The organism is Oceanibaculum pacificum, from assembly GCF_001618175.1.
GTDB classification, from domain to species: domain Bacteria; phylum Pseudomonadota; class Alphaproteobacteria; order Oceanibaculales; family Oceanibaculaceae; genus Oceanibaculum; species Oceanibaculum pacificum.
In genome coordinates, this window is the sequence record NZ_LPXN01000001.1 from 64,943 (window position 1) to 90,464 (window position 25,522).

Below are 25,522 nucleotides of genomic sequence, written 5' to 3' on the forward strand. Positions count from 1 at the left end.
TCGGGACGAATTATCCGGTCCCATCGGGATAACACCGGACTGGCATGGCCGGCAATGATTCCTCCCCGCTATCCACAGGGCGAAGAAGTCCGGCCCTGTATCTACACAAGAGCGGCATTGTCTCGGCGTCTCCCCACAGGAACAGGATCGCCGCATCGGCCTGTGGTTAATTCTGTGCGGAAGCCGGGTGAGCCAATTAATCCCCAGCTTGCCACCCGATAAACAACAACCTCCACTATTTTTAGATTCTTCTTTTGTGTAAGGAAGGCGGAGTTATCCGACCCCCAGGCAAGGAACCGGCATGACCGTCCCGACCCGCAAGCCCATGTTACGCGCGCTCTCCGGCGAAAGGCTGGAACGGCCGCCATTCTGGCTGATGCGACAGGCCGGACGCTACCTGCCCGAATATCGCGAGCTTCGGGCAAAGGCCGGCGGTTTCCTCGATCTCTGCTTCAACCCGGCGCTGGCTTGCGAGGTCACCTTGCAGCCGATCCGGCGCTACGGCATGGATGCCGCGATTTTATTCTCCGATATCCTGGTCGTGCCTCACGGCCTTGGCCAGAAAGTTGCCTTCAAGGAAGGCGAGGGTCCGGTTCTCGATCCGATCCGATCCGCCGACGATATGGCAATGCTGTCGCTCGATGGTTTCCACGGGCGCGTGGAGGCGGTCTACGAGACCGTTGAGCGGATCAAGGCGTCCCTACCCCCGGAGACGGCGCTGATCGGCTTTGCCGGCTCTCCCTGGACCGTGGCGACCTATATGGCGGAAGGGGGAGGCAGCAAGGAATATGTTTCCGTGAAACGGTGGGCCTATGGCGATCCGCAGAGCTTCGCCAGACTGATCGATCTGCTGGTCGAGGCCACCATCGCTTATCTCGACCGCCAGGTGCAGGCGGGGGCGGAAATCCTGCAACTGTTCGATAGCTGGGCCGGTGTGTTGCCGGAGCCGGCCTTCCGGCGCTGGGTGATCGAACCGACACAGCGTATCGTGGCCGCGCTGAAGCAGCGCCATCCGCATGTGCCCATCATTGGCTTCCCGCGTGGCGCCGGCGCGCTCTATCGGGATTATGCAGCGGAGAGCGGCGTCAATGCCATATCGCTGGACACTGCGGTGCCTGTGGACTGGGCCGCGACGGAGCTGCAATCGAGCCTGCCGGTGCAAGGTAATCTCGATCCCATTCTGCTGGTTGCCGGCGGGGCGGTGCTGGACGCGGAGATCGAGCGGATTCTCGCCGGTTTCGCCGCTGGGCCGCATATCTTCAATCTCGGGCACGGCGTCACCCAGACCACGCCGCCGGAGAATGTCGAGGCGCTGGCGCGGCGTTTGCGCGCATAGGGGCTGGACATCCGGTTATAGGAGGCCATTTTCCGCCCATGACCAAGACAGCCATCGTTCTTTTCAATTTGGGCGGACCGGACCGGCCGGACTCGGTGCGGCCCTTCCTGTTCAACCTGTTCAACGATCCGGCGATTATCGGGCTGCCGAATCCTTTGCGCTATCTGGTGGCGAAGTTGATCTCCGGCCGGCGGGCGCCAGTCGCGGCGGAAATCTATCAGCATCTCGGCGGCGGCTCGCCCTTGCTGCCGAACACGGTAGCCCAGGCCGATGCGCTGACCGATGCGCTGAGCGATCTGGGCGAGGTGAAGAGTTTCATCGCCATGCGCTATTGGCACCCGATGACCGAGGAAACGGTCCGGGCGGTGCTTGATTATGCGCCGGACCAGGTGGTCCTGCTTCCGCTGTATCCGCAATTCTCCACCACCACGACGGCGTCGTCCTTGAAGAAATGGCGGGAGGAGGCGACCAAGGTCGGCCTGAGCGCGCCGACTCATATCGTCGGGTGTTATCCTCGGGCGGATGGCTATATCCGGTCGGTTGCTCAGTTGACCAAGGCGGCGATGGCGCAGATCACCGCCGGGAAGCCCCGCATTTTATTCTCCGCCCATGGTCTGCCGAAGAAAGTCGTCGAGAAGGGCGACCCCTATCAATGGCAGGTGGAGCAGAGTGCGGCACGGGTTGTGGCCGCGATGGATGTTCCGGATCTAGACTGGGTCGTGTGCTATCAAAGTCGCGTCGGGCCATTGGAATGGATCGGCCCATCGACCGATCAGGAAATTCGCCGGGCCGGGCAGGATGGCGTTCCGCTGGTTGTTTGTCCGATTGCGTTTGTTTCCGAACACTCTGAAACACTTGTCGAAATCGAACTGGAATATAGACATTTAGCGGAAGAAAGCGGCGTTCCAGCCTTCATTCGCGTGCCGACGCCAGGCGATGATCCGCTGTTCATCGAATCGCTGGCAAAGAGCGTCCGGGATGTCCTGGCCCGGCCCGCCGGTATATGGTCGGATGAAGGGAACAAGCTCTGCCCGGCGCAATTCGGGCGCTGTATGTGCCAGGCGGGTTAAGACAGAAAAGGAGCGTGGCGAATGGGCGATCTCTATAGTTGGGTCAAGGCGCTGCATCTGATCAGCGTGATCGCCTGGATGGCCGGCATGCTCTATTTACCCCGGCTTTACGTCTATCATGCCGGTGTCGCGTCCGGCTCCGAACAATCCGAGACCTTCAAGGTGATGGAACGCCGCCTATTGCGGGCCATAATCAATCCGGCGATGGCGGCAACCTTCCTGTTCGGCATCTGGTTGTTGGTGCTGTATGGGCCGGATATCTGGTCGCAGGGCTGGTGGCATGTGAAGTTGTTGATGGTCGTGCTGATGACGGCGGCACATGGGTTTCTGTCGCGCTGGCGCAAGGATTTCGAGGTCGACCGTAATACCCGTCCAGCGCGGTTTTACCGCTTTGTCAACGAAGTACCGACAGTGCTGATGATCGTCATCATAGTGATGGTGATCGTGAAACCCTTCTAATGGCTGCGCCGCTTCAATTTCAAACGTGGATTGACTTGCGAGCGCACAGCCACTATTTCTGCTGAAAAGGTCCTGGCGCGTTTGGCCCGGCGACAATTCCCAATAGCATGATCCTCCACCGGCCTTTGGCGCTGGCTTTCCCGTTCAGGGAACATAGGAGGGTTGTGCCCTTCCTCTCCCCATCAATGGCATAAGCAAGCACCCTCCATGCATTTGCAGGAACTAAAATCCAAAACACCCGCCGAACTTCTGGCTTTTGCTGAAGAGCTGGAAATCGAAAATGCGAGCACGCTGCGCAAGCAGGATATGATGTTCGCCATCCTGAAGCGTCTGGCGGAAAGGGATGTGCCGATCTTCGGTGACGGCGTGCTGGAGACGCTGCAGGATGGGTTTGGGTTTCTGCGCTCGCCGGAATCGAATTATCTTCCGGGGCCCGACGACATTTATGTCTCCCCCAGCCAGGTGCGGCGCTTCAGCCTGCGCACCGGCGATACGGTTTCCGGACAGATTCGGGCGCCGAAGGATGGCGAGCGTTATTTCGCCCTGCTGAAGGTCAACGAAATTAATTTCGAGCAGCCGGAGGCGGTGCGCCATCGCATCAATTTCGATAATCTGACGCCGCTCTATCCCGACGAAAAGCTGAAGCTGGAGCTGGAAGATCCGACGACCAAGGATGTCACCACCCGGGTCATCGATTTGATCTCGCCGCTCGGCAAGGGTCAGCGCGCGCTGATCGTCGCGCCGCCGCGTACCGGCAAGACGGTGATGCTGCAGAATATCGCACACGCGATTTCGGCCAACCACCCGGAAGTCTATCTGATTGTCCTGCTAATCGACGAGCGACCGGAAGAAGTGACCGACATGGACCGCTCGGTCAAAGGGGAGGTCATCAGCTCTACCTTCGACGAGCCGGCCAGCCGCCACGTCCAGGTGACCGAGATGGTTCTGGAGAAGGCCAAGCGCCTGGTCGAGCACAAGCGTGATGTCGTGATCCTGCTCGATTCGATCACCCGTCTCGCTCGCGCCTATAACACCGTGGTGCCCTCCTCCGGCAAGGTGCTGACCGGCGGTGTCGACGCCAATGCCTTGCAGCGCCCGAAGCGCTTTTTCGGCGCGGCGCGCAATATCGAGGAGGGGGGGTCTCTCACCATCATTGCCACGGCGCTGATCGATACCGGCAGCCGCATGGACGAGGTGATCTTCGAGGAGTTCAAGGGCACGGGTAACTCCGAACTCATCCTCGATCGTAAGCTGGCGGACAAGCGTAGCTTCCCGGCCATCGACATCACCAAGTCGGGTACGCGCAAGGAAGAGCTTCTGGTTGATAAGGGCACGCTGTCGAAGATGTGGGTCCTGCGCCGCGTCCTGATGCCGATGGGCACGACGGACTCGATGGAGTTCCTGCTCGACAAGCTGAAATATTCCAAGACCAACGCTGATTTCTTCGATTCGATGAACACCTGATTGCGGTCGATCCGGTCTCAAGAAAATCGGCTAACATACAAAAAGGGCGGGGAAATTCCCCGCCCTTCATGTTTCACGTGAAACAGTCCCGATTGCGTTACGGCTGCATCACCGTCGAACCGGTGGTCTTGCGACCCTCCAGATCCTGATGGGCCTTCACGGCATCCTTCAGCGCATAGGTCTGATTGATGTCGATGGTCACCTTGCCGGTCTTAACCGCGTCGAACAGATCGTTGGTGGTTGCGACCAGATCGTCCCGCTTGGCGGTGTAGGTCATCAGGGTCGGACGGGTCAGGAACAGCGAGCCCTTAGCCGACAGCACACCCAGATCGAGCGGCGGCACATTGCCGGAAGACTGGCCGAAGGCCACCATCAGCCCCAGCGGCTGAAGGCAGTCCAGCGATTTCATGAAAGTATCCTTGCCGACGCCGTCATAGACCACTGGCACACCCTTGCCGTCGGTGATCTCCTTCACCTTGGCGACGAAATCCTCCTGCTTGTAGAGGATGGTGTGATGGCAGCCATGGGCCTTGGCGAGCGTCGCCTTCTCCTCATCGCCGACCGTCCCGATGACTGTAGCGCCCAGGGCCGCGGCCCACTGGCAAAGGATCAAGCCGACGCCGCCGGCGGCGGCGTGCATCAGGATCGTATCACCGGCCTTCACCTTGTAGGTGCGGCGGATCAGATACTGGGTGGTCATGCCCTTCAGCATCATGGCCGCGGCCTGCTGATCGCTGACGCCTTCGGGGATTTTCACCAGCCGGTCGGCGGCGATGATGCGCGCCTCGGAATAGCTGCCCGGAGGGCCGGCGGCGTAGGCGACGCGGTCGCCTTCCACCAGATCCTTAACGTCGGAACCGACAGCTTCTACGATGCCCGCGCCCTCCATGCCGATGCCGGCCGGCAGGGGCAGGGGGTATAGGCCGCTGCGATGATAGGTGTCGATATAGTTGAGGCCGACCGCCGTATGGCGGACCCGCGCCTGGGACGGGCCGGGAGCGGGAAGATCGATATCCTCCCACTGCATCGCCTCGGGGCCGCCGGGCTTATGAATGCGAAACGCCTTTACCATTTTGGGCTTCCTATTTCAGGTTTTTCTTGAGGAACTCGGCGGTACGCTGGTTCGCCTGCATCGCGGCGTCGCGATTATAGTGCTCGCCGCCGACGCGGGCGAACGCATGGTCCATACCGGGATAGACGTGGATGGTTACGTTCCCATTGCCTTTCAGGCCAGCGATAAATTTAGCCTGCGCTTCCTTCGGGACGAATTTGTCTTCTTCAGCGACATGCATCAGAAGCGGGTTGCGGATGCCGGTGGCTTCGTTCAGAAGCGCGTCAATGCCGACGCCGTAATAGGAGACGTTGCAATCCGCATCGGAGCGCGCCGCCATCAGGAAAGCCATCTTGCCGCCCAGGCAATAGCCTATGGTGCCGACCTTGCCGTTGCTGCCCTCAATCTCACGGCCGACCTTCACGGTGGCGATCAGATCGTCGATGCCCTTTTCGACATCGAAGCCGCCGAAGAGCTCGAAGGCGCGCTTCCATTCGGCCTCGGTCTTGTCGGTGAGCTGGATGCCCGGCTCCTGGCGCCAGAAGATATCCGGGCAGATGGCGATATAACCGTCGGCGGCGAGATCATCGCAAATATCCCGCATGACCTGGTTAACACCGAAAATTTCCTGAATGACGACCATGACGGGCGCCATTGTCTGCCTCGGCTTGGCGACATAAGCCATGAACGAGCCGCCATCGGCGGCTTGAATGGTTATTTCGGGCATAAGTTTCCTCCCGGATGTTTCGAATCGGCTTGATGATGGCCGCTTGGAAAAAAGATTCAAGCTGGCGGATAGGCTTTCGGTTAATCGAATGCGAGCAGAGGTAGGGCAGGGGCCTCCCGATCGAGCAGCTTCGCCTTGGTCTTCTTGCCGTCGCCGCCGCTGAAGCCGACCAGCTTGCCGTCCTTGCCGATCACGCGATGACAGGGAATGAAGATGGGAATCGGGTTGGCGCCGCAGGCGGTGCCAACCGCACGCGCGTTGGAGCCGATCTCCCCGGCGATATCGCCATAGGTCCGGGTTTCGCCATAGGCGATACGGCACATGGCATCCCACACGGCTTGGTGGTGCGTTGGGCCTTCAGCGTTCAGCGGCAGATCAAACTGGTGGCGCTGGCCGGAAAAATAGCCTTCGAGCTGTCGGGCGGCTTCCTGTAACAGCGGATCGTCGCTATTTTCGGGGCCATTGGCGGCGAAGCGCAGGCGGGTGATCCGTCCGGCCTCGGCCTGGATCGTTACCGGGCCGACAGGTGTGTCAACGCAAAGGCGACTCATGAGGGTCGCCGCGCGCTGCGCAGCGCGGTGGCCAGCGCTTCGGGATCGGTGAAGGGGAGGGAGCAGACCGGCCCGATGCAGAGATAGGTCGCCGCCCGGCCATCCTTCATAAGCTTGCCGGATGCCGGATGCGTGGCGGGCAAGGCGGCCGAGAGCGGTACTTGCTGGAAGATGAGGTCCGGCGCCGAACTATCGGCGACGACACGGCGCAACGCCTGGGTGGAGATTTGCTCGGTCGGGCCGACCAGCACCAGCTGGAGCGGCCGCTCCAGGAACTCGGCGGCGTTGATCAGTGTGGCCAGGGGGAAGAAGTTGCGCGTCACCTCACCGGAAAACAAGGTGACGATGCGGCGGGCCTTGGCCTCATAGGCATCATTGCCGGTCAGCAACGCCAGCGTGCCTAGGGCTGCCGCCAATGTTCCGTTGCCGGAGGGAGTGGCGCTGTCCTGCGCGTTCTTCGCCCGCAGGATTACGTCGGCGGTATCGTCGGCGGTGGCGAAATAGCCGCCGGCAGGGTCTGCGTAATGTCGGTCCAGCACCTCGACCCAGCGTTTGGCTTGCTGCAGGAAGCGCTGTTCCATGGTGATCTGATGCAGCGTCAGCGCCGCGGAGATCATGTTGGCGTAGTCCTCCAGCGTTGCGGGGTGCTTCAAGATCCCATGCCGCCAGCTATGCCGCAGCCGGCCCTCCAGCGTCATCTCGGTCGCCACGAAGTCGAAGGCGCGGGCGGCGGCATGCAGCCATTCCGGACGGTTGAAAGCGAAGCCGGCGCGTGCCAAGGCGCGGATCATCAGCCCGTTCCAATCGGCCAGCACCTTATCATCCCAGCCTGGGCGGATTCGCTTCTCCCGCCAGTCCAGCAATTGCAGCCTAAGCTTCGCCAGCAGGCTTTCCTGACGCCCCGTGCCGAGGGTCGGTCGGTGATTGCGATGGAGGATTGTCTTGCCTTCCCAATTGCCCTCCGGCCTAACGTCATAGGCTTCTTTGAAGGCTTGGCGGTCTTCCACGGGGATGTCGGCCAGTGCCGTGTCTATCTCGGCCTCGCTCCAGACATAGAATTTGCCCTCTTCGCCCTCGCTGTCGGCATCGAGTGTACTGGCAAAGCCGCCCTTTTCGGTAACCATCTCGCGAAACAGCCAGTCGACGGTTTCCTCGATGCGCTGGCGATACAGCGGCCGACCGGTCTCCTGCCAGGCATGCAGCAAGACTTCGACCAACTGAGCGTTATCGTACAGCATCTTCTCGAAATGCGGCGCGAGCCATTCCGCATCGGTGGAATAGCGTGCGAACCCGCCGCCCAGATGGTCATAGATACCACCCTGGCACATGCGATCCAGCGTCAGGGTGACGGCGTCGCGGAAGCGTTCCTCCCCGCGGCGCAGATAGGCGCGCCACAGCAGCAGCAGGATTGTCGGTTGTGGGAATTTGGGCGCCTGGCCGATGCCGCCATGCACCGGGTCGATCTCGGCCAGAAGCCGTTCGGCGATCTGCTCGATAATGCCGGCGGGCAGGCCCGCGCCTTCACTGGGCTGAGATAGGCGGGAGAGCGCCTGGCGCAAGCCGGTTACGTTACGCTGCACCCGGGCAGGATCCTTTTCGTAAGCCTCTGCGATGCTTTGCAGGGTCGCCTTGAAGGAGGGCCTTCCATAGCGCGGCTCCTTGGGGAAATAGGTGCCGCCCCAAAAGGGTTCGCCGTCCGGCGTCAGGAACATTGTCAGTGGCCAGCCACCTTGTTCGCCCAACATGGCAAGCGCGGATTGGTAGATATGGTCGATATCCGGGCGCTCTTCGCGGTCGACCTTCACATTAACGAACAGCCGGTTCATTAGCTCGGCGGTCTCGTCATCCTCGAAACTTTCATGTGCCATCACATGACACCAGTGACAGGCGGCATAGCCGACGGAAAGCAGAATTGGTCGGTTGGTCGTTTTCGCGCGCTGCAGCGCCGCTTCTCCCCACGCCATCCAATCCACAGGATTATTCTGGTGCTGTAGCAGATAGGGGCTGGTTTCCTGCGCCAGTTGATTGGCTTGGCTGCTCATGGTGATGCTGGGCCTTTCGCATGTCTGGCGGGCGCTATAGGCTTGATGCCCCTATGAACCCCATAGTTGGAGATGCGCGGGCAGGACACAACCCCGTCCGTCGGCCGTACCTCCGACCGGGTCGCGGTCTCTGTTCTCGACAAAGGATGGACCCATGAAGGTTACCGTGAATATCGATTGCACACCGGAGGAAGCGCGCCAATTCTTCGGCCTGCCCGATGTGAAGCCGATGCAGGACGCGGTTATGACGGAATTGCAGGAGAGGCTGCTCGGCGGCATCAAGCAGATGGACCCGGACGCGATCCTGAAAAGCTGGTTTCAAGGTGGGCAGGCAGGTATGGCCTCGATGGAGGCTTTGCAGAAAATGTTCTGGGGCCAATTTAGTGAGAGCACGGGCAAGGGAGAGAAGAAATCGTGAGTATGGCCGATACCAAAGCGTCGCGTCTTCAACCAGGCGATCCGGCGCCATACTACGAATGCCACGTGTTCTGTTGCACGAACCGACGCCCGGACGGGCATAAGCGCGGCTCCTGCGCGGCGGCGGGCGCAGAACCGTTGCGCAATTACATGAAGGCCCGCGCAAAGGAACTGGGCATCTCCGGCACGCGGATCAATATCGCCGGTTGCCTTGATCGCTGCGAGCTGGGGCCGGTGATGGTGATCTATCCGGAGGGCGTCTGGTATAGCTATCGGGATCAGGCCGATATCGATGAGATTCTTCAGAGCCACGTCAAGGAGGGGCGGCGGGTTCAGCGATTGCTGCTCCAGCCCGAGGATGGCGCGACAGAGGGGTAAGCGGGGCAGGGCGTTAACCGCATGAGCGGCCATACCATCTTTGCGCTGGCCAGCGGAGCCGGACGCTCGGGCATCGCGGTAATCCGCATTTCAGGTCCGCTGGCGCGGCAGGCGCTGTCGGCGCTGACGCGCCGGGAGCTGCCCCCGCCCCGGCAAGCAAGCTTGCGGCTGCTGGCGATGCCTGAGAGCGGCGAAATGCTGGACCACGCGCTGACTCTCTGGTTCCCCGCGCCGCACAGTTTTACCGGGGAGGATGTGGTTGAGCTGCATCTCCATGGCGGTCGCGCGGTTATCGCTGGCGTGATCGAAGCGCTGAGTGCTCTGCCGGATCTGCGGCTCGCCGAACCGGGCGAATTCACCCGGCGCGCTTTTCTTGCAGGCAAGCTCGACCTCACGGAGGTGGAAGGGCTGGCCGATCTCATTGATGCGGAAACAACGGCGCAGCGCCGGCAGGCCTTGCGGCAGATGGACGGCGCCTTGTCGGGGCTTTATGAGGATTGGCGGACCCGATTGATCCGGTGCCTGGCGCATACCGAGGCGGCGATCGACTTCGCCGATGAGGAATTGCCGGCGGACATGATGTTGGCCATCCAGGCTGAAGTGCAGGGTTTGCGTCAGGAGATGCAGGCGCATTTAGCCGATGGCCGGCGCGGCGAGATGCTCCGCGAGGGATTTCGCATCGCCATCATCGGCCCCCCCAATGCCGGCAAATCGAGCTTGTTGAACTGGTTGGCGCAGCGCGACGCCGCCATTGTCTCGGAAATCGCCGGCACCACGCGCGATGTGATCGAAGCACATCTGGATCTCGGCGGGTATTCGGTGCTGCTTGCCGATACGGCGGGTCTGCGGGAGACGGTGGACGGCATAGAAGCAGAGGGAATTCGCCGCGCCCGGAATTGGGCGGCGGCCGCGGATTTGCAGCTATTGGTATTGGACGCCACGCAGCCAGAGCCGGTGGGCACTGTCTCGGATGCCCCCATGATAAGGGTCTTGAATAAGGTAGACCTCAAGATTAAGGGGCATACCTGTCAGTCATTCCCAATTGATGCGATGTCCATATCAGTTCGCACCGGCGAAGGGCTGGACGCGTTGCTGCAGAAATTGACCGGATTGGTCGCGGAAAAGCTGGATATGGCCGGGACACCAAGCCTCACCCGTGAGCGGCACCGGGCGGCGGTGACGCTGTGTGTCGAGGCCTTGGATCGGTTTCTGAAGGGGCGGGCGGCCGACCTGGCTGCCGAAGATATGCGTGTTGCGCTTCGGGCGCTGGGCCGCATCACCGGGCAGGCCGACGTGGAGGATTTACTCGATGTGATCTTTCGGGATTTCTGCCTAGGGAAGTGATCCGGCAGAGACTTTCACAATGTTTCACGTGAAACATCACTTTAAGCGCCGCCGCAAAATCGCTAAGGTGCGGGCATGCAATTATTCGATGTTATCGTTATCGGCGGCGGTCATGCCGGCTGCGAGGCGGCAGCCGCATCGGCCCGTTTAGGCGCGTCGACGGCGCTGATTACACATCGCCGCGACACTATTGGCGTCATGTCCTGTAATCCGGCGATCGGCGGGTTGGGCAAGGGCCATTTGGTGCGCGAGATCGATGCGTTGGATGGGCTGATGGCGCGGGCCATCGACCAGGCCGGTATCCAGTTCCGCATGCTGAACCGAAGCAAGGGCGCTGCGGTGCGCGGTCCGCGTGCGCAGGCCGATCGCAAGCTCTACAAAGCGGCTATGCAAAGGCTGCTGGCCGAGCAGGATCGGCTAACGATTATCGAAACCGGCGTGGAGGATCTTATCCAGGGCCCTAACGGGTGCATCGCCGGTATCGTGACGGCAAGGGGTGAAACCATCGCTGCCGGAGCTGTTGTGGTGACGACGGGCACCTTTCTGCGGGGTTTGATCCATCGTGGTGACGAACGGGTGCCGGCTGGGCGGATTGGCGAAGCGCCGGCCATTGGTTTGGCACATCGTCTTCAGGCGGCCGGCTTCGCGTTGGGTCGGCTAAAGACGGGGACACCCCCGCGTCTGGATGGCCGCACGATCGATTGGCGGGCGCTTGAGGTGCAAGAGGGCGATGATCCGCCCGTGCCTTTTTCCTTTCTGACGGAGCGTATTTCAACGCCGCAGATTGTTTGCCATATCACCGAGACGCGGTCCGAAACCCACGCGATCATTCGCGACAACCTGCATCGTGCGCCGCTCTATTCCGGCCAGATTACCGGGACCGGCCCGCGCTATTGCCCGTCCATTGAAGACAAAGTGGTGCGGTTTGCCGACAAGTCCCGGCACCAGATTTTCCTGGAGCCGGAAGGCCTGGATGATCACACGATCTATCCGAACGGCATATCGACGTCCTTGCCCGTCGACGTGCAGAAAGCGTTGATCGCAACCATGCCGGGTCTGGAGCGGGCGGTGATATTGGAGCCGGGCTACGCGATCGAATATGATTTTGTCGATCCGCGAGAGTTGAAACCGACGCTCGAAACCCGCCGATTGCCGGGCCTCTTCCTGGCGGGCCAGATCAACGGTACGACCGGTTATGAGGAGGCAGCGGCCCAAGGGCTGATGGCGGGATCGAACGCCGCTCTCCTTGCCGGCGGACAACAGGATGGCGGCTTCACGCTGGATCGTGCCGACGCCTATATCGGCGTGATGATCGACGATTTGGTGACGCGTGGCGCCGACGAGCCGTATCGCATGTTTACCTCGCGCGCGGAATATCGATTGCTGTTGCGCGCTGACAATGCGGATCAGCGGTTGACCCGAAAGGGAATGGCCATCGGTCTGATCGGCAATGACCGCAGCGCGGCCTTTAACGCGAAGGCAAGAGCGCTTGAGGCAGGTCGTGCCTTACTGGCGAGCCTGCAGGCTACGCCGAATGAATTGGTGCGGCATGGCATCCCGGTTAACCAGGATGGTGTTCGTCGCACGGCAAGCGAGCTTTTGGCTTATCCGGAGATCGACATTGCCCGGCTCGCAACTCTTTGGCCGGAATTGGCGGCGCTGGAGCCTAAAATCGTGCAGCAGCTCGAAATAGACGGAGTCTATGCCGGCTATCTTGATCGGCAGCGGGCCGATATCGACGCTTTCCGCAAGGATGAGGCGCTGGCTTTGCCCAGCGATCTGGACTATTCGGGGATTGGCGGGCTGTCGGCGGAGATTCGAGGTAAGCTGGATCGGACGCGGCCCACAACCTTGGGGGCCGCATCGCGAATCCCAGGGATTACGCCGGCGGCCCTGATGGCTTTGCTGCGCTATGTTCGGGCCGGAAACCGGAAAACCGCCTGATATGCCGGCAATTTCAGGACCGGACCACTTGCGGGCTCATCTTCCTGTTTCACGTGAAACACTGGATCGGCTGCAAATCTATGTCGATCTGTTGCGGAGATGGCAGAGGGCGGTGAATCTCGTCGGCCCCAGTACGATCGAGGAGGTCTGGACCCGGCATATCCTCGATTCGGCTCAACTTCTGGCCTATATTCCCCAACAGGCAAAGAGTTTGCTTGATATTGGAACTGGTGCTGGCCTCCCCGGCCTTATCCTGGCTATCATGGGCGTCGAACAGGTTCACCTGATGGAATCGGACGCCAAGAAGGTGACTTTTCTGCGCGAAGCGGCTCGATTGACGAAAACCAATGTGACGTTGCATCACGGCCGGATCGAAACACTAGAACCGTTTCCGGTCGATGTCGTGACGGCGAGAGCGTTAGCATCGGTCGAGGGACTACTGGATTATACCAGGCCATACCGGCAGGCGGACAGTGTGTGCCTCTTCCTCAAGGGAGGGGGGGTCGAGCAAGAGCTGCGGCAGGCCGCAACGCGTTGGAAAATGACGGTAAATCAGTTTCCAAGCGCCACGGCGGATGAGGGCGTAATCCTTAAACTGGAGGCCATACGCGATGTTGGATGAGCAGGAAATCGGCATGGTGGCCGTCGCGCCGCCGCTTGGTGCTAGGATCATCTCGGTGGTGAACCAGAAGGGTGGCGTCGGCAAGACGACGACGGCGATCAACCTTGGCACCGCGCTCGCTGCCTGCCAGAAATCCGTTCTGTTGATCGATCTCGACCCGCAGGGCAACGCCTCAACCGGTCTCGGGATTCCCAAGGCCGCGCGGGAGCGCGATGTCTATGGCGTGTTGGTCGAGGATATGCCGGTTGGTGAAGCGATCCTGGCTACGGTCATCCCCGGTCTGGATGTCGTGCCGTCCTCTATGGATTTGTCAGGTGCGGAAATCGAGTTGGTCACGATGGAGCGCCGGGAATTTCGCCTCAACGAAGCCCTGACGGCGCTGTCGGCAAATTACGATTACGTGCTGATCGATTGCCCGCCCTCGCTGGGCCTGCTGACGCTGAACGCCCTGGTTGCGTCGGATGCCGTTCTGGTACCGCTGCAATGCGAATTCTATGCGCTGGAGGGGCTCAGCCACCTGCTGAACACAATCAAGCGGGTAAAGAAGCATTTGAATCCCCGATTGGAAATTCAGGGGGTGGTGTTGACCATGTTCGACCGTCGCAACAATTTGTCCGAAGCTGTGGCGGCCGACGTCCGCGGTCATCTGGGCGATAAGGTCTACACCACGGTCATACCGCGCAATGTGCGGATTTCCGAGGCGCCGTCGCACGGCAAGCCGGTGATTGTCTATGACATGCGGTGTCCGGGGGCGCAGGCATATATCCATTTGGCAAGCGAAGTGATGAAGCGGGAACGGAGTCTGGCTGCCTGATGGCACGGGAAAAACGACAGAATCTCGGGCGCGGCCTCGACGCGCTCCTGGGCGAAGACAGTGACGATTACGCCGAGTTGGACCGCTTGCGGCAAACCAAAACCGTGCCAGTGGAGTATCTGGAGCCTGGGCCGTTTCAGCCCCGCCGCTATTTCGATCCCGAGGATATGACGGCGCTGATCGAGTCGGTGCGCGACAAGGGTGTGCTTCAGCCGATCCTGGTGCGCCGCCACCCGGCCGATCCGACGCGCTACCAGATCATTGCCGGCGAACGCCGCTGGCGCGCCACGCAGGAGGCGCAGCTGCACGAGGTGCCGGTCGTCATCCGTGATTTCGACGACCGACAGGCGCTGGAAGTAGCTCTGGTCGAGAACATCCAGCGCCAGGATCTGACGCCGCTGGAAGAGGCCGAGGGCTATCAACGCCTGATGGAGGAGTTTGGCCATACCCAGGAAGAGCTGGCGACTGTCATTGGCAAGAGCCGCAGCCATATCGCCAATATGATGCGCCTGCTCGGCTTGCCGCCGCTGATCCGCCAGGCGGTGGAGGAGGGGAAGCTGACCGCCGGCCACGCCCGCGCCCTGCTCGGCGCGCCGGAATCGGAGGCGCTTGCTGCCCAAGTCATCAGCAAGGCGCTGAATGTGCGCGAGACCGAACGTTTGGTGCAGAAGGCCAAGGATGGCGCGACCGAGGGCGGCAAGCGCCGCGCTTCCGGTTCCGGACGCCGCGCCGGCGGCGAAAAGGATGCCGATACGCTGTCGCTGGAACGCGACTTGTCGGCACTGCTCGGCCTGACCGTGTCGATCGATTTCGAATCCGGAGCGGGCGGCGTTCTGGCGATCCGGTATCGCACGCTGGAACAGCTCGACGATGTGCTGTCGCGTCTTAGCCGCGGCGGCGGCCGGGCGGAAAGGATGCCTGCCGACAGGGATGCGGGTTACGAGGATATAGATTCCGACGACCCGCTGGTGCCGTCGGCCGACCCCGAGGATTGATCAGCCATAGACCGAAGGCGACTGGCGAGTCCGTGCGCGGGCCGAAATAGCCAAGCCCATAATGGCCTGACCGGCAATGACATCGGCGGGCATACCGCTGGTTTTACACAGCATTTCCGCGTCCATCAGCCTGTCCATCGCCTCAGCCAGGCGCTTTGCCGGCCAGTTACGCAGTTGTCGCGACAGCCGCTCGGAAACTTTCCACAATAATCCGCGGAATCCAGCCGCTTTGAAGGCTGCATCAAGGGATTGCCCCGTGGCGACAAGCTCGGCCGCTACCTGGAGCACGCGCAGATGCTGCTGAGCGGCGCGCAGGAGGGGCTGAAAATTCATTCCTTCCGCACGGGCCCGCGCCAGGGCGCCATCCAGCCCTTCGGGGTCGCCCTCGGCCATGGCAAAGACGATATCGTCCAACCGCAGGGCGGCGCTGTCGCCGATAGCGGCGCGCACATCCTCCAGGCCAAGGGCGCCGACAGGGCCGGCATAGAGCACTAGCTTCTCCAGCTCCATGCGGGTCAGCATGCGATCCGCGCCGAGATGCTCCGCGAGGAAATTCAGCGCCTCCTCGGCGCAGCGGATATTGGCCTGTTGGAAAGTCTGGCGGATGAAATTCTTCAGATCACGCTCGTCATCGGCATAGCAGGCGACGATGGCGGCGTTCTTCGCGGCTTCGAACAGCTTACGCAGCTTCGAGCCCGCGGGAAGATTGCCAGCCTCGGCCACGACCAACGAATCACCCTTCGAGTCGGTCAGAAGCCCGCTGAACGCCTCGGTATTACCGTCGCCGGCGTCACGTACACGGATCAGCCGGCGGCCGCCGGTCATCGACAAGGCGGCGGCCTCGTCGGACAATAAGGCACCATCGTCGCGCAATTGCGCGCCTGTCAGGTCGGCCAGCCGAAACGGATCGGACAGGTCGGGTAGTACCGTGCGGCCCAACCGTTCAGCGAAATCCTTTACCTTGCCGGTATCGGGGCCGAACAGCAGGACCGCCTTGATCGCCGGGTCGGGCGATTTAAGGAAAGAATCCAACTGGCGGTCATTCAGCTTCATGGGCCGCCATCCTGTGGCTTACTCTTTGTCATCCTTGGCAAAATAAATGCCGAGGCGCAGCCGGATATCCTCGCTGATCGCTTCCATGGCGCGATTGCGGGCATCGTCCTCGGCCACCAGGGCGGCGAATTGCGAGCGGACGATATTATAACTGGCGGTGGAGCGGGCGAGGCCTTGATACAGTACCTTGCCATCCGCGGCGCTGCGCAGCCGATATTGCGCCCGCACCTGTAGATTGCCCAGCGTCGCCGAGGCATCGTCCCGGATCGCCAGATCCTGACGTAGCTCGCTGACCCGGACATCCAGTATGTAGTCCGGCCGGCTGGGTGCCCCGTTGGGGGTCAGCTTCAGCCGCAGATCGTTCCGTAGCTTCTGGCCGCTCCGCTCCGGGATCGGCGCTATCTCGATGGCGGCGAGTTGCGCGGCGGCACTCTCGCCGCCCGAACGTTCGCCGTAAAGCGGCCGAAAGCCGCAACCAGCCAGGGTTATGACCGGTAGTGCCGACCCGATCAGACGAAGAAAGCCGCGTCTCTGCATTCTATCCGACCACATTGACGATACGGTTGGGCACCACGATCACTTTGCGCGGCGCCTTCCCGTCAAGCTGCTGTATCACGGCCGGAAGCGCAAGAGCGGCCTGCTCTGCATCCTCCTTGGCGCAATCGCGTGGCAGCTCGATGGTTCCGCGCAGCTTGCCATTCACCTGGATGGCGACGGTAACGCTGTCATCCACCAGAAGCGCAGGGTCGGCCACTGGCCAGGCTGTTTCGGCCAGCAATGTCTCATGGCCTAGCAACGCCCACAGCTCCTCCGCCAGATGAGGCGTCATGGGGCCGATGAGCTGCACCAGCGTCTCCAAGCCGCGGCGCAGGGCCCAGCCCTCGCCATCCGTCTTTCCGTCCAGGGTTTCCAACAGATTGCTGAATTCACGGATACGGGCGACGGCTTTATTGAAGTGGAACTTGTCCAGATCCTCGGAAATGCCGGCAATGGTCTTGTGCAGGGCCTTTTCGGCCGCCGCCGCCTTGTCGCCCAGAGTGTCCGGGCGGGGTGCATCAGGCGCGGGCAAGGCAAAAGACGGCTCGCCGATAAGCCGGTGCAGGCGATTCAGATAGCGCCAAGCCCCGTCGATGCCGGAATCCGTCCAGTCCAGATCGCGCTCCGGCGGGCTGTCCGACAGCATGAACAGCCGTGCCGTATCGGCGCCGTAGCTGTCGATGATATGCACCGGATCGACGACGTTCTTGCGCGATTTGCTCATCTTCTCGGATCGGCCGACCGTCACGGGCCGGCCATCCTCGACGCTGACGCTGCGCCCGTCCGCATCCTTGGCGACCTGAGACGGAAACAGCCATTTACCGTTCTCGTCCTTGTAGGTCTCATGGCACACCATGCCTTGCGTTAGCAGGCCGGCGAAGGGCTCCTCGACATCGGTATAGCCGCATTTTTTCAGCGCCCGCATGAAGAAGCGGGAATACAGCAGATGGAGCACCGCATGCTCGATGCCGCCGATGTACTGATCGACCGAGAGCCAGTAATCCGCCTTGTTGCGGTCGAACGCCTCGGCCCCGCGGGCATCGGCGAAACGGGCGAAATACCAGGAGGATTCGAAGAACGTGTCGAACGTGTCAGTCTCGCGTGTGGCTGGCTTGCCGCACTCGGGGCAGGACACATGCTTCCAGGTCGGATGCCGGTCTAGCGGGTTGCCTGGCGCGTCGAAAGTGACGTCCTCCGGCAGCTCCACGGGCAGATCCTGCTCCGGCACCGGCACGATGCCGCAATCCTGGCAATGGATGAACGGGATCGGGCAGCCCCAATAACGCTGGCGTGAGACGCCCCAGTCGCGCAGCCGGTAGCTGATGGTCGGCTGGCCTGCATCGAGCCTGCGCAGCTCCTCGGCCATGCGGGTCTTGGCCGACTCGACCGGCAATCCATCAAGGAAACGGGAATTGAACAGCACGCCTTCGCCGGGGAAGGCGGTGTCGCCGATCGCCACCGCATCGGTATCGGTCGGCTTTACCACCGGGATTACCGGCAGGCCGTATTTCCGGGCGAAATCGAGATCGCGCTGATCGTGCGCCGGACAGCCGAAGATCGCCCCGGTGCCATATTCCATCAGCACGAAATTGGCGACATAAATCGGCACTTGCCACGACGGGTCGAGCGGGTGGATGGCTTTGAGCCCGGTGTCGAAGCCCTTCTTTTCGGCCGTTTCAATGGCGGCCTCGCTGGTCCCGATGCGGTTGCATTCGGCGATGAAGGCGGTCAGCTCGGCATTGTTCGCCGCCAGCGCGCCGGCCAGCGGATGATTCGGCGAGATCGCGCAGAAAGAGGCGCCGAACAGCGTGTCATGCCGGGTGGTGAAAACTTCCAGCTTTTCGTCACGGCCGACGATCGGGAAGAAGACGCGGGCACCTTCCGACCGACCGATCCAGTTATGCTGCATGAGGCGCACGCGATCCGGCCAACGCTCCAGCGTCTGGATCGCCTGCAGCAGCTCCTCGGCATAATCGGTGATCTTCAGGAACCATTGGGAGAGCAGTTTCTTTTCGACCAGCGCGCCGGAACGCCAGCCGCGTCCGTCGATCACCTGCTCGTTGGCGAGCACCGTATTCTCGACCGGATCCCAATTGACCCAGCTTTCCTTGCGATAGGCCAGGCCGGCCTTGTGGAAATCCAGGAACATCCTCTGCTCATGCCGATAATAATCCGGATGGCAGGTCGCGATCTCGCGCTCCCAATCGTAAGACAGGCCCATGCCCTGGAGCTGCGTGCGCATGGAGGCGATATTCTCGTAGGTCCATTTCGCGGGATGGACCTTGTTCTCGATGGCGGCATTCTCGGCCGGCAGGCCAAAGGCGTCCCAGCCCATCGGGTGCAGCACGTTGAAGCCCCGCGCCTTCTTGTAGCGCGCCACCACATCGCCCAGCGTGTAGTTACGCACATGCCCCATATGGATGCGCCCCGACGGGTAGGGGAACATCTCCAGCACGTAATATTTCGGCTTGGTTTCGTCGACCTCGACGTTGAAGCAGCGCTTCTCCGCCCAGACCTGCTGCCACTTCGCCTCGGTTTCCTTGAAATTATAGCGTGCCATCTGCTCAAGCCTGATCCGCATAGGGCCGCGTGCCGCGGCAATGGCGGCGATTATTCGCCCAAGCGGACGGCCGAATGCAAGCCGTTCTAATGAAAAGGAGCGTTGCGGCGGAAGATTATACCTTTATCAACGCTGTGCGCTGGCCACGCGCAGCTGCCGCGCCCGGGTCAGGATCGTGTTCTCCAGGTCGCTGCCCATGCCGGGATCGGTCTGCACATCGACCCACTGGCCAGTGGTGGCGCGGCGCTGGCGGAAGATCGAGGCCCGCACCCCATCGGCCCGCAGCGTGCGGTCCAGGATGTACAGGTTGATCTTGTAGCGCTCGTTCTGGTTTTCCGGCGGCGAGTACCAATCGGTGATGATGACGCCGCCAAACGGATCGGCCGAGGCCACCGGCATGAAGGACACCGTATCTAGCGAGGCGCGCCACAGGAAGGCGTTCACGCCGATGCCGGGGCCGCCGCGCTGCTCCTCATCATCGCCGCCCAGCAGGCTGAGGCCGCCCGGCCCGAGCAATCCTTCCTCTTCCTGCCCGAAAATGCTGGTCTGGGTCGCACCCGGCCGCATGGTCGGATATTCGTAACGCGTATTCGATCCGCCGGACCCGCTGGAACAGGCGGCGAGAATTGCTGCCAGGAGCAGGGGGAGCGCAAAGCGCGTCATCTTCATCGTCGGGCCGACCACAGGCAGTTCCAATCTTCGCGTACTATACAGGAAAACGGCAGACAGCTAATCTCAACGCCTGAATTGGGTCAAGCGTAAGGCGCTCCGCCAGGGAACGCTTTATATCGCACACGAACAATTCGCCGCTAAGCGGTTGACCTGCCGTCATTCCTTCCGACCCCTCAGATTGTGTCTTTCGTGCCACATAATGGCACAATTGTCACGGCGGTGTGGCGAGTTTGATTGACTAAGCCCGCCCCATGCGTAGCCTGCTGTTAGTCCATACGGGCGGCAGGCAACGATTTGCAGGCACCGGAGGGACAGGCGCGGGGGGAGGTCCTTCGCGTTTGTGTGTGAGGCAAAACCTATTAGTAGGGGGCACCTAATGAAGAAGATTCTTCTCGGTTCGACCGCCCTCGTCGCTGCTGGCCTGCTGGCCCAGCCGACGTTGGCCGCGGACCCGATCAAGCTGCAGGTGAAGGGTTACTACCAGAACCTCGTCACTTATTCGGACGTCGATAACGCTCCGGCGGGCACCAATTACAAGGACTTCCAGTTCCGTCACGAGGGCGAAGTCCACTTCCAGGGCAAGACCACTCTCGATAACGGCCTGACCGTCGGTTTCGACGCTCAGCTGGAAATCGTGAACGTCGGCCTGTCGGGCGGCCAGCCGCGCGACATGGACGAGACCTACATGTGGTTGGAAGGCGGCTTCGGTAAGCTGCAGCTCGGTGCCGAGAACGGCGCTGCCTACCTGCTGCACGTCGACGCCCCGTCCTTCGGCCTCGGCTTCGACGACCGCAACTTCGGCCCGACCGCCCAGACCGGTGGCACCGCCCGCCCGAACCTGGCTGGCGATACCCCGAAGGGCACCTACTTCACCCCGCGGATCGCTGGCTTCCAGGCCGGTATCAGCTACAGCCCGAACGTCGAGCCGCAGGACATCAGCGGTTACGGCTTCGGCGTGATCTCGGTTGCGACCGGTGGTCTTGAAGATAATCTGGGCCTGGGCCTGAACTTCAACCACGATTTCGGTGGCTTGACCCTGAAGGCCTCGGGCTCCTATGAAACTGCCGACATCGTCGGTGGCGGTCAGGATCCGGAGATCTGGGCTGCTGGTCTGAATCTCGGCTTCGGTGGCTTCACGCTCGGCGGCGCCTATCAGGACTCCGAGAACTACAACGGCAATGGCGGTTACGTTGCCGGCGCCGACGGCCAGGTCTACAGCCTGGGTCTGTCCTACAAGACCGGCCCGTGGGGCGTCAGCGGCGTCTACCAGAAGACCGACATCGAGGTCGGTGGCGTGAGCCAGTCCAACAGCGCCGACGAGTACGAAGTCGCTGCCATGTATCAGGTCGGCCCGGGCATCCAGTTCCGCGGCGGCGTGATCTATGCCGACATGGACCTGTCCACCGGTCAGGACACCACCACCGTCTTCGTCGGCACCTTCCTGTCCTTCTAATAGGACTGGTTGTTTCGACAGACTGTGTCGGGAAGGGCGTGGCTTCGGCCACGCCCTTTCTCTTTTCAAGTACGCCTTCCTCGCCGATCATGGCGCGATCGATTCCGTTAAACGAAATTGTCGAGCGCCATGGGCCAGTTGATCTGGCTCGCCTCCTACCCCAAATCGGGGAACACCTGGATGCGGGCCTTCCTGCATAATCTCTTCCGCAATCCGCCGCAGCCGGCCCGGATCAACGAGCTGGACCAGTTCTGCCTGGGCGAATCGAAGCCGCAATGGTACCTGCCCTATACTGGCGGCCGGCCGACCGAAGCGCTGACGCTGGCGGAAATCATGGCGCTGCGCCCGCGCGTGCAGCAGGACATGACCCGCGCCTTCCCCGATTCCGTCTTTGTGAAGACGCATAATTTCCTGGGCGAATCGAACGGCTATCCGCTGGTTAATCTGCGGGTGACGGCCGGGGCGATCTATATCGTGCGTAACCCGCTGGATGTGACGGTATCGGCTGCCGATCATTTCGGCCTGTCGATCGACGATACCATCGCCTTCATGGCGCGCGATGGCGCGGTGACCGGCAATGATTCCCGCAATGTGCCGGAGGTGCTGAACGGCTGGTCGACCCATGTGCGAAGCTGGACGCAGCAGCCGCATCCCGGCCTGCTGGTGCTGCGCTACGAGGATATGCTGGCGAAGCCCAAAGCCGCCTTCGCCAAGGTCTGCCAGTTCCTGCGCCTGCCGAAGGATAATGCCCGGCTGGACAAGGCGGTGCGCTTCTCCTCCTTCAAGGAGCTGTCCGGCCAGGAAGCCAAGGGCGGTTTCAACGAGCGCAGCGTGAATTCGAAGAGCTTCTTCCGCGCCGGCAAGCGCGACCAGTGGCGCACCCTCCTGACCCCGGATCAGATCGCCCGGATCGTCGATCTGCACCGCGATCAGATGAACCGGTTCGGCTATCTGCCGCCCGACGCCAGGGACTAATTATCCGTCCACATGCGCAGCGTGTTCTGGTGTATGCGGCCGAACCGCTCCAGATAGGGGCTGTTCGGCAGGTCGCGCGCCAGGTCGCGGCGCAGCTTGTCCATTTCATAGGCCATCTCGCGCTGCAACGGGTCGCGCACGAAGGATTGCGCCCAGCCGATGGCCGCCAGGCGGGTGCCGCTGCGCACCGGCTCCACCCGATGCAGCACCAGCGAGGGATACACCACGACGCTGCCGGCGGGCCCCTTGCAGAAATGCTCGCCATAGGGCGTGACCATCACCAGCTCGCCGCCCTCATAACTCGCCGGATCGCTGAGGAAAACGGTGAAGGAAACGTCGGAGCGCACGGCCCGGTCCTGCGACGGGCCGATCAGGGCCGCATCGATATGCTCGCCATAATTCATCCCGATTTCGTAGCGATTAAACACCACATGTAGTTTTCTCGGCAGGGCATACATGGTGAAGCCATCGGCCCGCATCAGCCCGTTGATCACGGTTTGCAGCAATTGCGGCAGTTGCTGGCCGGTCTGCTCGGTTTGTAGATTGTTTTTCAGCCCCTTCTTGCCGGTCGCCGTGCCGTCGCGAAATTCCGTACGGTTCAGCTCCATGCGCAGTTTCGCGGTCTCCTCGCGACTCAGCACATCGGGGATCGTAATCAGCATCTGGCCGTTTCCTCACAGGTAAGCATCCGCGCGCCTTGGCAGGGCACGCCGCCAAGGCTAGCGTTGTTTCGCCTGAAACTCCATCATCGGAACCCGCCCATGTCCACCGAGCCAACTCCCGAAAATCTCACCCGGCAGATACGCGAGAATCTGGACGCCATACATGCCCGGATCGCAAAGGCGGCGAAGGCGGCGCGGCTGGCGCCGACCGATGTGACGCTGATCGCCGTCAGCAAGGCGCAACCCGCCGAACGCGTGGCCGCCGCCTTGGCCGCCGGGCAGAGAATCTTCGGCGAGAACCGGGTGCAGGAGGCCGAACTGCGCTGGGGGCCGCTGCGGGCGGAGCATCCGGATCTGGAACTGCACCTGATCGGCCCGCTGCAGACCAACAAGGTGCGCGAGGCCGTCGCCCTGTTCGATGTGATTCAGAGTGTCGATCGCCCGAAACTGGCCGAGGCGCTGGCGAAGGAGATGGCCAGCAGCGGGCGGCGCTTGCCGTGCTATATCCAGGTCAATACCGGCGAGGAGGAGCAGAAGGCGGGCATTCTGCCCGAGGCGGCGGACGGCTTCATCGCCGAGTGCAAGGAACTGGGCCTCGATATTGTCGGGCTGATGTGCATTCCGCCGGCAGAGGAAGAGCCGAGCCTGCATTTCGGCCTGCTGCGCGAAATTGCCCGCCGCAACGGGCTGACCAAGCTCAGCATGGGCATGAGCGCGGATTACGAGCTGGCCATACCGTTCGGCGCTACCGCTGTGCGGGTCGGCACCGCCATCTTCGGCATCCGCGGGGACTGGAAGGAGAGCGTGGGTAAGCCGGTCTAATCGGCGCGCCGGACGATCATCCGGCTGTCCGCCCGGCAGCTGCGCAGCACGGCCAGCAGATCGGCTTGCGCCAGCGCCACGCAGCCCTCGGTTGGCAGATAGCCTGGCCGGGCGGCATGCAGAAAAATGGCGCTGCCGCCGCCGGGCACGACCGGATCGTCATTATAGCCCAGCTCCACCACCAGATCGTACAGCCCGTCCTCGCGCCACATTCTCTCGTGACTGGCGGGATAAGGCAGTGTTACCAGCTGGTTATAGGCGGCGTCATCGGGTGCGTCGCACCAGCCATGCGACGGGTCGATGGGGTGCAGCGGCAGGCCGGTTTCCGGCAAGGCGAGGCGATCCGCCCGATAGAACAGCCGGCGTAGCGGCCAAACGCCAATCGGCGTGCCGCCATCGCCTTCCTGCTTGGTCCGGACCAGGCCGGACTTGCCCAGGGCGCATAGATAAAAACGCCCGGCCAAGGAAAGATGGCCGGTCGTGCTGCCGATCTCGGCGCTGACGATAAGCTCGCTCGTCATGAAATCTCCTGGCACTACCGTGCCGATCAACTGTCCTGACGCGGCGCACCGAGGCGGGCACGCATCATTTGTTCATATTTGCTCAGCGCATCGCTCATCAAGGATGGCACGGCGGTGGGATTCGACTGTGTGGTGGCTGCCGCCGGCTTCACCGGATTATCCGCCCTGGGCCGGTCGATCTCGTTAAGCGCCGGCGAAATCTTGAAGCCCGCCACCGGCTTTGCCGTATCCCGCGCCGGGGCCGGCAAGTCGGTCGAATCCAGGCCGTTCTGTTTGCGTTGGCTCGCGGCGATGAAGGCGGAGAGACGGTCGCCCTGGCCCTGATTCAAGGTGAGGGGCAGGCTAGGGTCTAGTTCGGGGGAATGGGCGACAGCACCCGGCGGCGGCGGCGCGTTCGGCTTGGACGAAGCTGCGGCTATGGGCGCGCCGCCGGTCATCGCCTGCGCCGCCGCATCGACGGGATCCGCCGTCGATTGCGCCATGATCGTTGTCGGTTCCGCCGCCTGCTGGCCGGGACCCATCAATGCCATAACGCTTTCGCCCAGGCTTTCGCCATTGATCTGCTCGATGACCGCCTTGGTGGCGCCGGCCAGCAGGCCAATCGGTCCGCCAATGAGCCCGGCGCCCATAACGGCGATTTCGGGACGAATCGTGTCGCCAGTGATGTCGCGATAGATCGCCGAAACGCCGGGTATGTGTTGCAACGGGTTGATCAGGTCGAGAAAATCGAAGAAGGACAGCCCGGATTTCTCCTGCGTCGACACGAAACTGCCGACTTCCGCACTATTTTCCGGAAAAGCGCTGTAGGCGGCGTCACCCGACTGCGGACCGGCGGGGGCAGGGCCGGGAGCAGGGATGGTGAGGTGCGTCGCCGCCGCGTTCGCGGCGTTGTCCCGCGGCGGAGAGCCGGGGGGCGGATACAGGGAGGTCGTAGAAACCGAGGGCATCATGGACATCGCAATCCTCTCTTCGTGGCTATTTCCACGCAAGCGCGATGCCAATTAAAATATACTATATTTCAACACCTTAGAAAATGATGGCCGACTCATTTCC

At 61.9% G+C, this 25,522-nt stretch carries 25 protein-coding genes; 14 read left to right on the forward strand and 11 right to left on the reverse strand.

From position 1 onward, the window contains the following. The first annotated feature begins 301 nt into the window (after positions 1-301). From hemE to rho, 4 genes are all read left to right on the forward strand, one after another. The gene (hemE, locus tag AUP43_RS00335; protein WP_067550998.1) at positions 302-1,336 is read left to right on the forward strand and encodes a uroporphyrinogen decarboxylase; all 1,035 of its coding nucleotides are present in this window, start codon (positions 302-304) and stop codon (positions 1,334-1,336) included. Positions 1,337-1,374: 38 nt separating this feature from the next. Further along, positions 1,375-2,406, forward strand: coding sequence for a ferrochelatase (gene hemH, locus AUP43_RS00340; RefSeq protein WP_067551001.1), 1,032 nt, complete (start codon positions 1,375-1,377; stop codon positions 2,404-2,406). 21 nt (positions 2,407-2,427) lie between these two features. Beyond that, positions 2,428-2,865 carry a protoporphyrinogen oxidase HemJ gene (hemJ, locus tag AUP43_RS00345; RefSeq protein ID WP_067551004.1) on the forward strand — a complete coding sequence of 146 codons (438 nt, stop codon included), beginning with the start codon at positions 2,428-2,430 and terminating at the stop codon, positions 2,863-2,865. Positions 2,866-3,072: 207 nt separating this feature from the next. After that, entirely contained in the window at positions 3,073-4,329 is a 1,257-nt protein-coding gene (rho, locus tag AUP43_RS00350) for a transcription termination factor Rho (protein WP_067551007.1), read from the forward strand. Positions 4,330-4,426: 97 nt separating this feature from the next. Here rho and AUP43_RS00355 read toward each other — a convergent pair whose 3' ends face one another. The 4 genes from AUP43_RS00355 to AUP43_RS00370 form a co-directional block, all read right to left on the reverse strand. Continuing rightward, positions 4,427-5,401 (reverse strand): quinone oxidoreductase family protein, encoded by a 975-nt coding sequence (locus AUP43_RS00355; RefSeq protein WP_067551011.1) that lies wholly within the window; start codon positions 5,399-5,401, stop codon positions 4,427-4,429. A gap of 10 nt (positions 5,402-5,411) precedes the next feature. Beyond that, the gene (locus tag AUP43_RS00360; RefSeq protein WP_067551014.1) at positions 5,412-6,107 is read right to left on the reverse strand and encodes a dienelactone hydrolase family protein; all 696 of its coding nucleotides are present in this window, start codon (positions 6,105-6,107) and stop codon (positions 5,412-5,414) included. A gap of 80 nt (positions 6,108-6,187) precedes the next feature. Continuing rightward, positions 6,188-6,658: a methylated-DNA--[protein]-cysteine S-methyltransferase gene (locus tag AUP43_RS19515; RefSeq protein WP_067551017.1), complete on the reverse strand. Its 471-nt coding sequence runs from the start codon at positions 6,656-6,658 to the stop codon at positions 6,188-6,190. Further along, on the reverse strand, positions 6,655-8,700 hold the full coding sequence (locus AUP43_RS00370; protein ID WP_067551020.1) for a thioredoxin domain-containing protein: 2,046 nt from the start codon (positions 8,698-8,700) through the stop codon (positions 6,655-6,657). The genes AUP43_RS19515 and AUP43_RS00370 overlap by 4 nt, the downstream gene beginning before the upstream one ends. A gap of 154 nt (positions 8,701-8,854) precedes the next feature. On the opposite strand from AUP43_RS00370, the gene AUP43_RS00375 reads away from it, so the two are divergent. The 7 genes from AUP43_RS00375 (at position 8,855) to AUP43_RS00405 (ending at position 15,214) form a co-directional block, all read left to right on the forward strand. Continuing rightward, entirely contained in the window at positions 8,855-9,118 is a 264-nt protein-coding gene (locus AUP43_RS00375) for a DUF6489 family protein (protein ID WP_067551023.1), read from the forward strand. A gap of 2 nt (positions 9,119-9,120) precedes the next feature. Then, positions 9,121-9,495 (forward strand): (2Fe-2S) ferredoxin domain-containing protein, encoded by a 375-nt coding sequence (locus AUP43_RS00380; protein WP_067551026.1) that lies wholly within the window; start codon positions 9,121-9,123, stop codon positions 9,493-9,495. A 21-nt stretch (positions 9,496-9,516) separates the two neighbouring features. Next, complete coding sequence (gene mnmE / locus AUP43_RS00385; protein ID WP_067551029.1) at positions 9,517-10,839, forward strand: tRNA uridine-5-carboxymethylaminomethyl(34) synthesis GTPase MnmE; 1,323 nt, start codon at positions 9,517-9,519, stop codon at positions 10,837-10,839. A 75-nt stretch (positions 10,840-10,914) separates the two neighbouring features. Next, the gene (gene mnmG / locus AUP43_RS00390; protein ID WP_067551032.1) at positions 10,915-12,783 is read left to right on the forward strand and encodes a tRNA uridine-5-carboxymethylaminomethyl(34) synthesis enzyme MnmG; all 1,869 of its coding nucleotides are present in this window, start codon (positions 10,915-10,917) and stop codon (positions 12,781-12,783) included. Between the two features lies 1 nt (position 12,784). After that, complete coding sequence (rsmG, locus tag AUP43_RS00395) at positions 12,785-13,405, forward strand: 16S rRNA (guanine(527)-N(7))-methyltransferase RsmG (protein ID WP_067551035.1); 621 nt, start codon at positions 12,785-12,787, stop codon at positions 13,403-13,405. A 13-nt stretch (positions 13,406-13,418) separates the two neighbouring features. Next, the gene (locus tag AUP43_RS00400; protein ID WP_067551295.1) at positions 13,419-14,219 is read left to right on the forward strand and encodes a ParA family protein; all 801 of its coding nucleotides are present in this window, start codon (positions 13,419-13,421) and stop codon (positions 14,217-14,219) included. Next, a complete protein-coding gene (locus tag AUP43_RS00405) occupies positions 14,219-15,214 on the forward strand; it encodes a ParB/RepB/Spo0J family partition protein (RefSeq protein ID WP_084462352.1) in 996 nt (331 codons plus the stop codon). The genes AUP43_RS00400 and AUP43_RS00405 overlap by 1 nt, the downstream gene beginning before the upstream one ends. Here the strand turns inward: AUP43_RS00405 and holA are convergent, their stop codons facing one another. The 4 genes from holA to AUP43_RS00425 form a co-directional block, all read right to left on the reverse strand. Then, positions 15,215-16,267: a DNA polymerase III subunit delta gene (gene holA, locus AUP43_RS00410; protein WP_067551038.1), complete on the reverse strand. Its 1,053-nt coding sequence runs from the start codon at positions 16,265-16,267 to the stop codon at positions 15,215-15,217. Between the two features lie 18 nt (positions 16,268-16,285). Further along, complete coding sequence (lptE, locus tag AUP43_RS00415; RefSeq protein WP_067551041.1) at positions 16,286-16,804, reverse strand: LPS assembly lipoprotein LptE; 519 nt, start codon at positions 16,802-16,804, stop codon at positions 16,286-16,288. Between the two features lies 1 nt (position 16,805). Then, on the reverse strand, positions 16,806-19,364 hold the full coding sequence (gene leuS / locus AUP43_RS00420) for a leucine--tRNA ligase (RefSeq protein WP_067551298.1): 2,559 nt from the start codon (positions 19,362-19,364) through the stop codon (positions 16,806-16,808). A 126-nt stretch (positions 19,365-19,490) separates the two neighbouring features. Then, complete coding sequence (locus AUP43_RS00425) at positions 19,491-19,931, reverse strand: DUF3576 domain-containing protein (RefSeq protein ID WP_232314838.1); 441 nt, start codon at positions 19,929-19,931, stop codon at positions 19,491-19,493. A 481-nt stretch (positions 19,932-20,412) separates the two neighbouring features. On the opposite strand from AUP43_RS00425, the gene AUP43_RS00430 reads away from it, so the two are divergent. Beyond that, positions 20,413-21,489 carry a porin gene (locus tag AUP43_RS00430; protein ID WP_067551047.1) on the forward strand — a complete coding sequence of 359 codons (1,077 nt, stop codon included), beginning with the start codon at positions 20,413-20,415 and terminating at the stop codon, positions 21,487-21,489. A 129-nt stretch (positions 21,490-21,618) separates the two neighbouring features. Continuing rightward, on the forward strand, positions 21,619-22,464 hold the full coding sequence (locus AUP43_RS00435; RefSeq protein WP_067551050.1) for a sulfotransferase domain-containing protein: 846 nt from the start codon (positions 21,619-21,621) through the stop codon (positions 22,462-22,464). On the opposite strand, the gene AUP43_RS00440 is transcribed toward AUP43_RS00435, so the two are convergent. Beyond that, complete coding sequence (locus AUP43_RS00440) at positions 22,461-23,126, reverse strand: Fe2+-dependent dioxygenase (RefSeq protein WP_067551053.1); 666 nt, start codon at positions 23,124-23,126, stop codon at positions 22,461-22,463. The genes AUP43_RS00435 and AUP43_RS00440 overlap by 4 nt on opposite strands. 99 nt (positions 23,127-23,225) lie before the next feature. Between AUP43_RS00440 and AUP43_RS00445 the strand changes: the two genes are divergently transcribed. Further along, on the forward strand, positions 23,226-23,948 hold the full coding sequence (locus AUP43_RS00445; protein WP_067551056.1) for a YggS family pyridoxal phosphate-dependent enzyme: 723 nt from the start codon (positions 23,226-23,228) through the stop codon (positions 23,946-23,948). Here AUP43_RS00445 and AUP43_RS00450 read toward each other — a convergent pair. Next, entirely contained in the window at positions 23,945-24,469 is a 525-nt protein-coding gene (locus tag AUP43_RS00450; RefSeq protein ID WP_067551060.1) for a L,D-transpeptidase family protein, read from the reverse strand. The two genes, AUP43_RS00445 and AUP43_RS00450, sit on opposite strands and share 4 nt — an antisense overlap. 26 nt (positions 24,470-24,495) lie before the next feature. After that, positions 24,496-25,425, reverse strand: a complete 930-nt coding sequence (locus AUP43_RS00455; protein WP_157089161.1) for a hypothetical protein — start codon at positions 25,423-25,425, stop codon at positions 24,496-24,498. Positions 25,426-25,522: the final 97 nt, after the last annotated feature.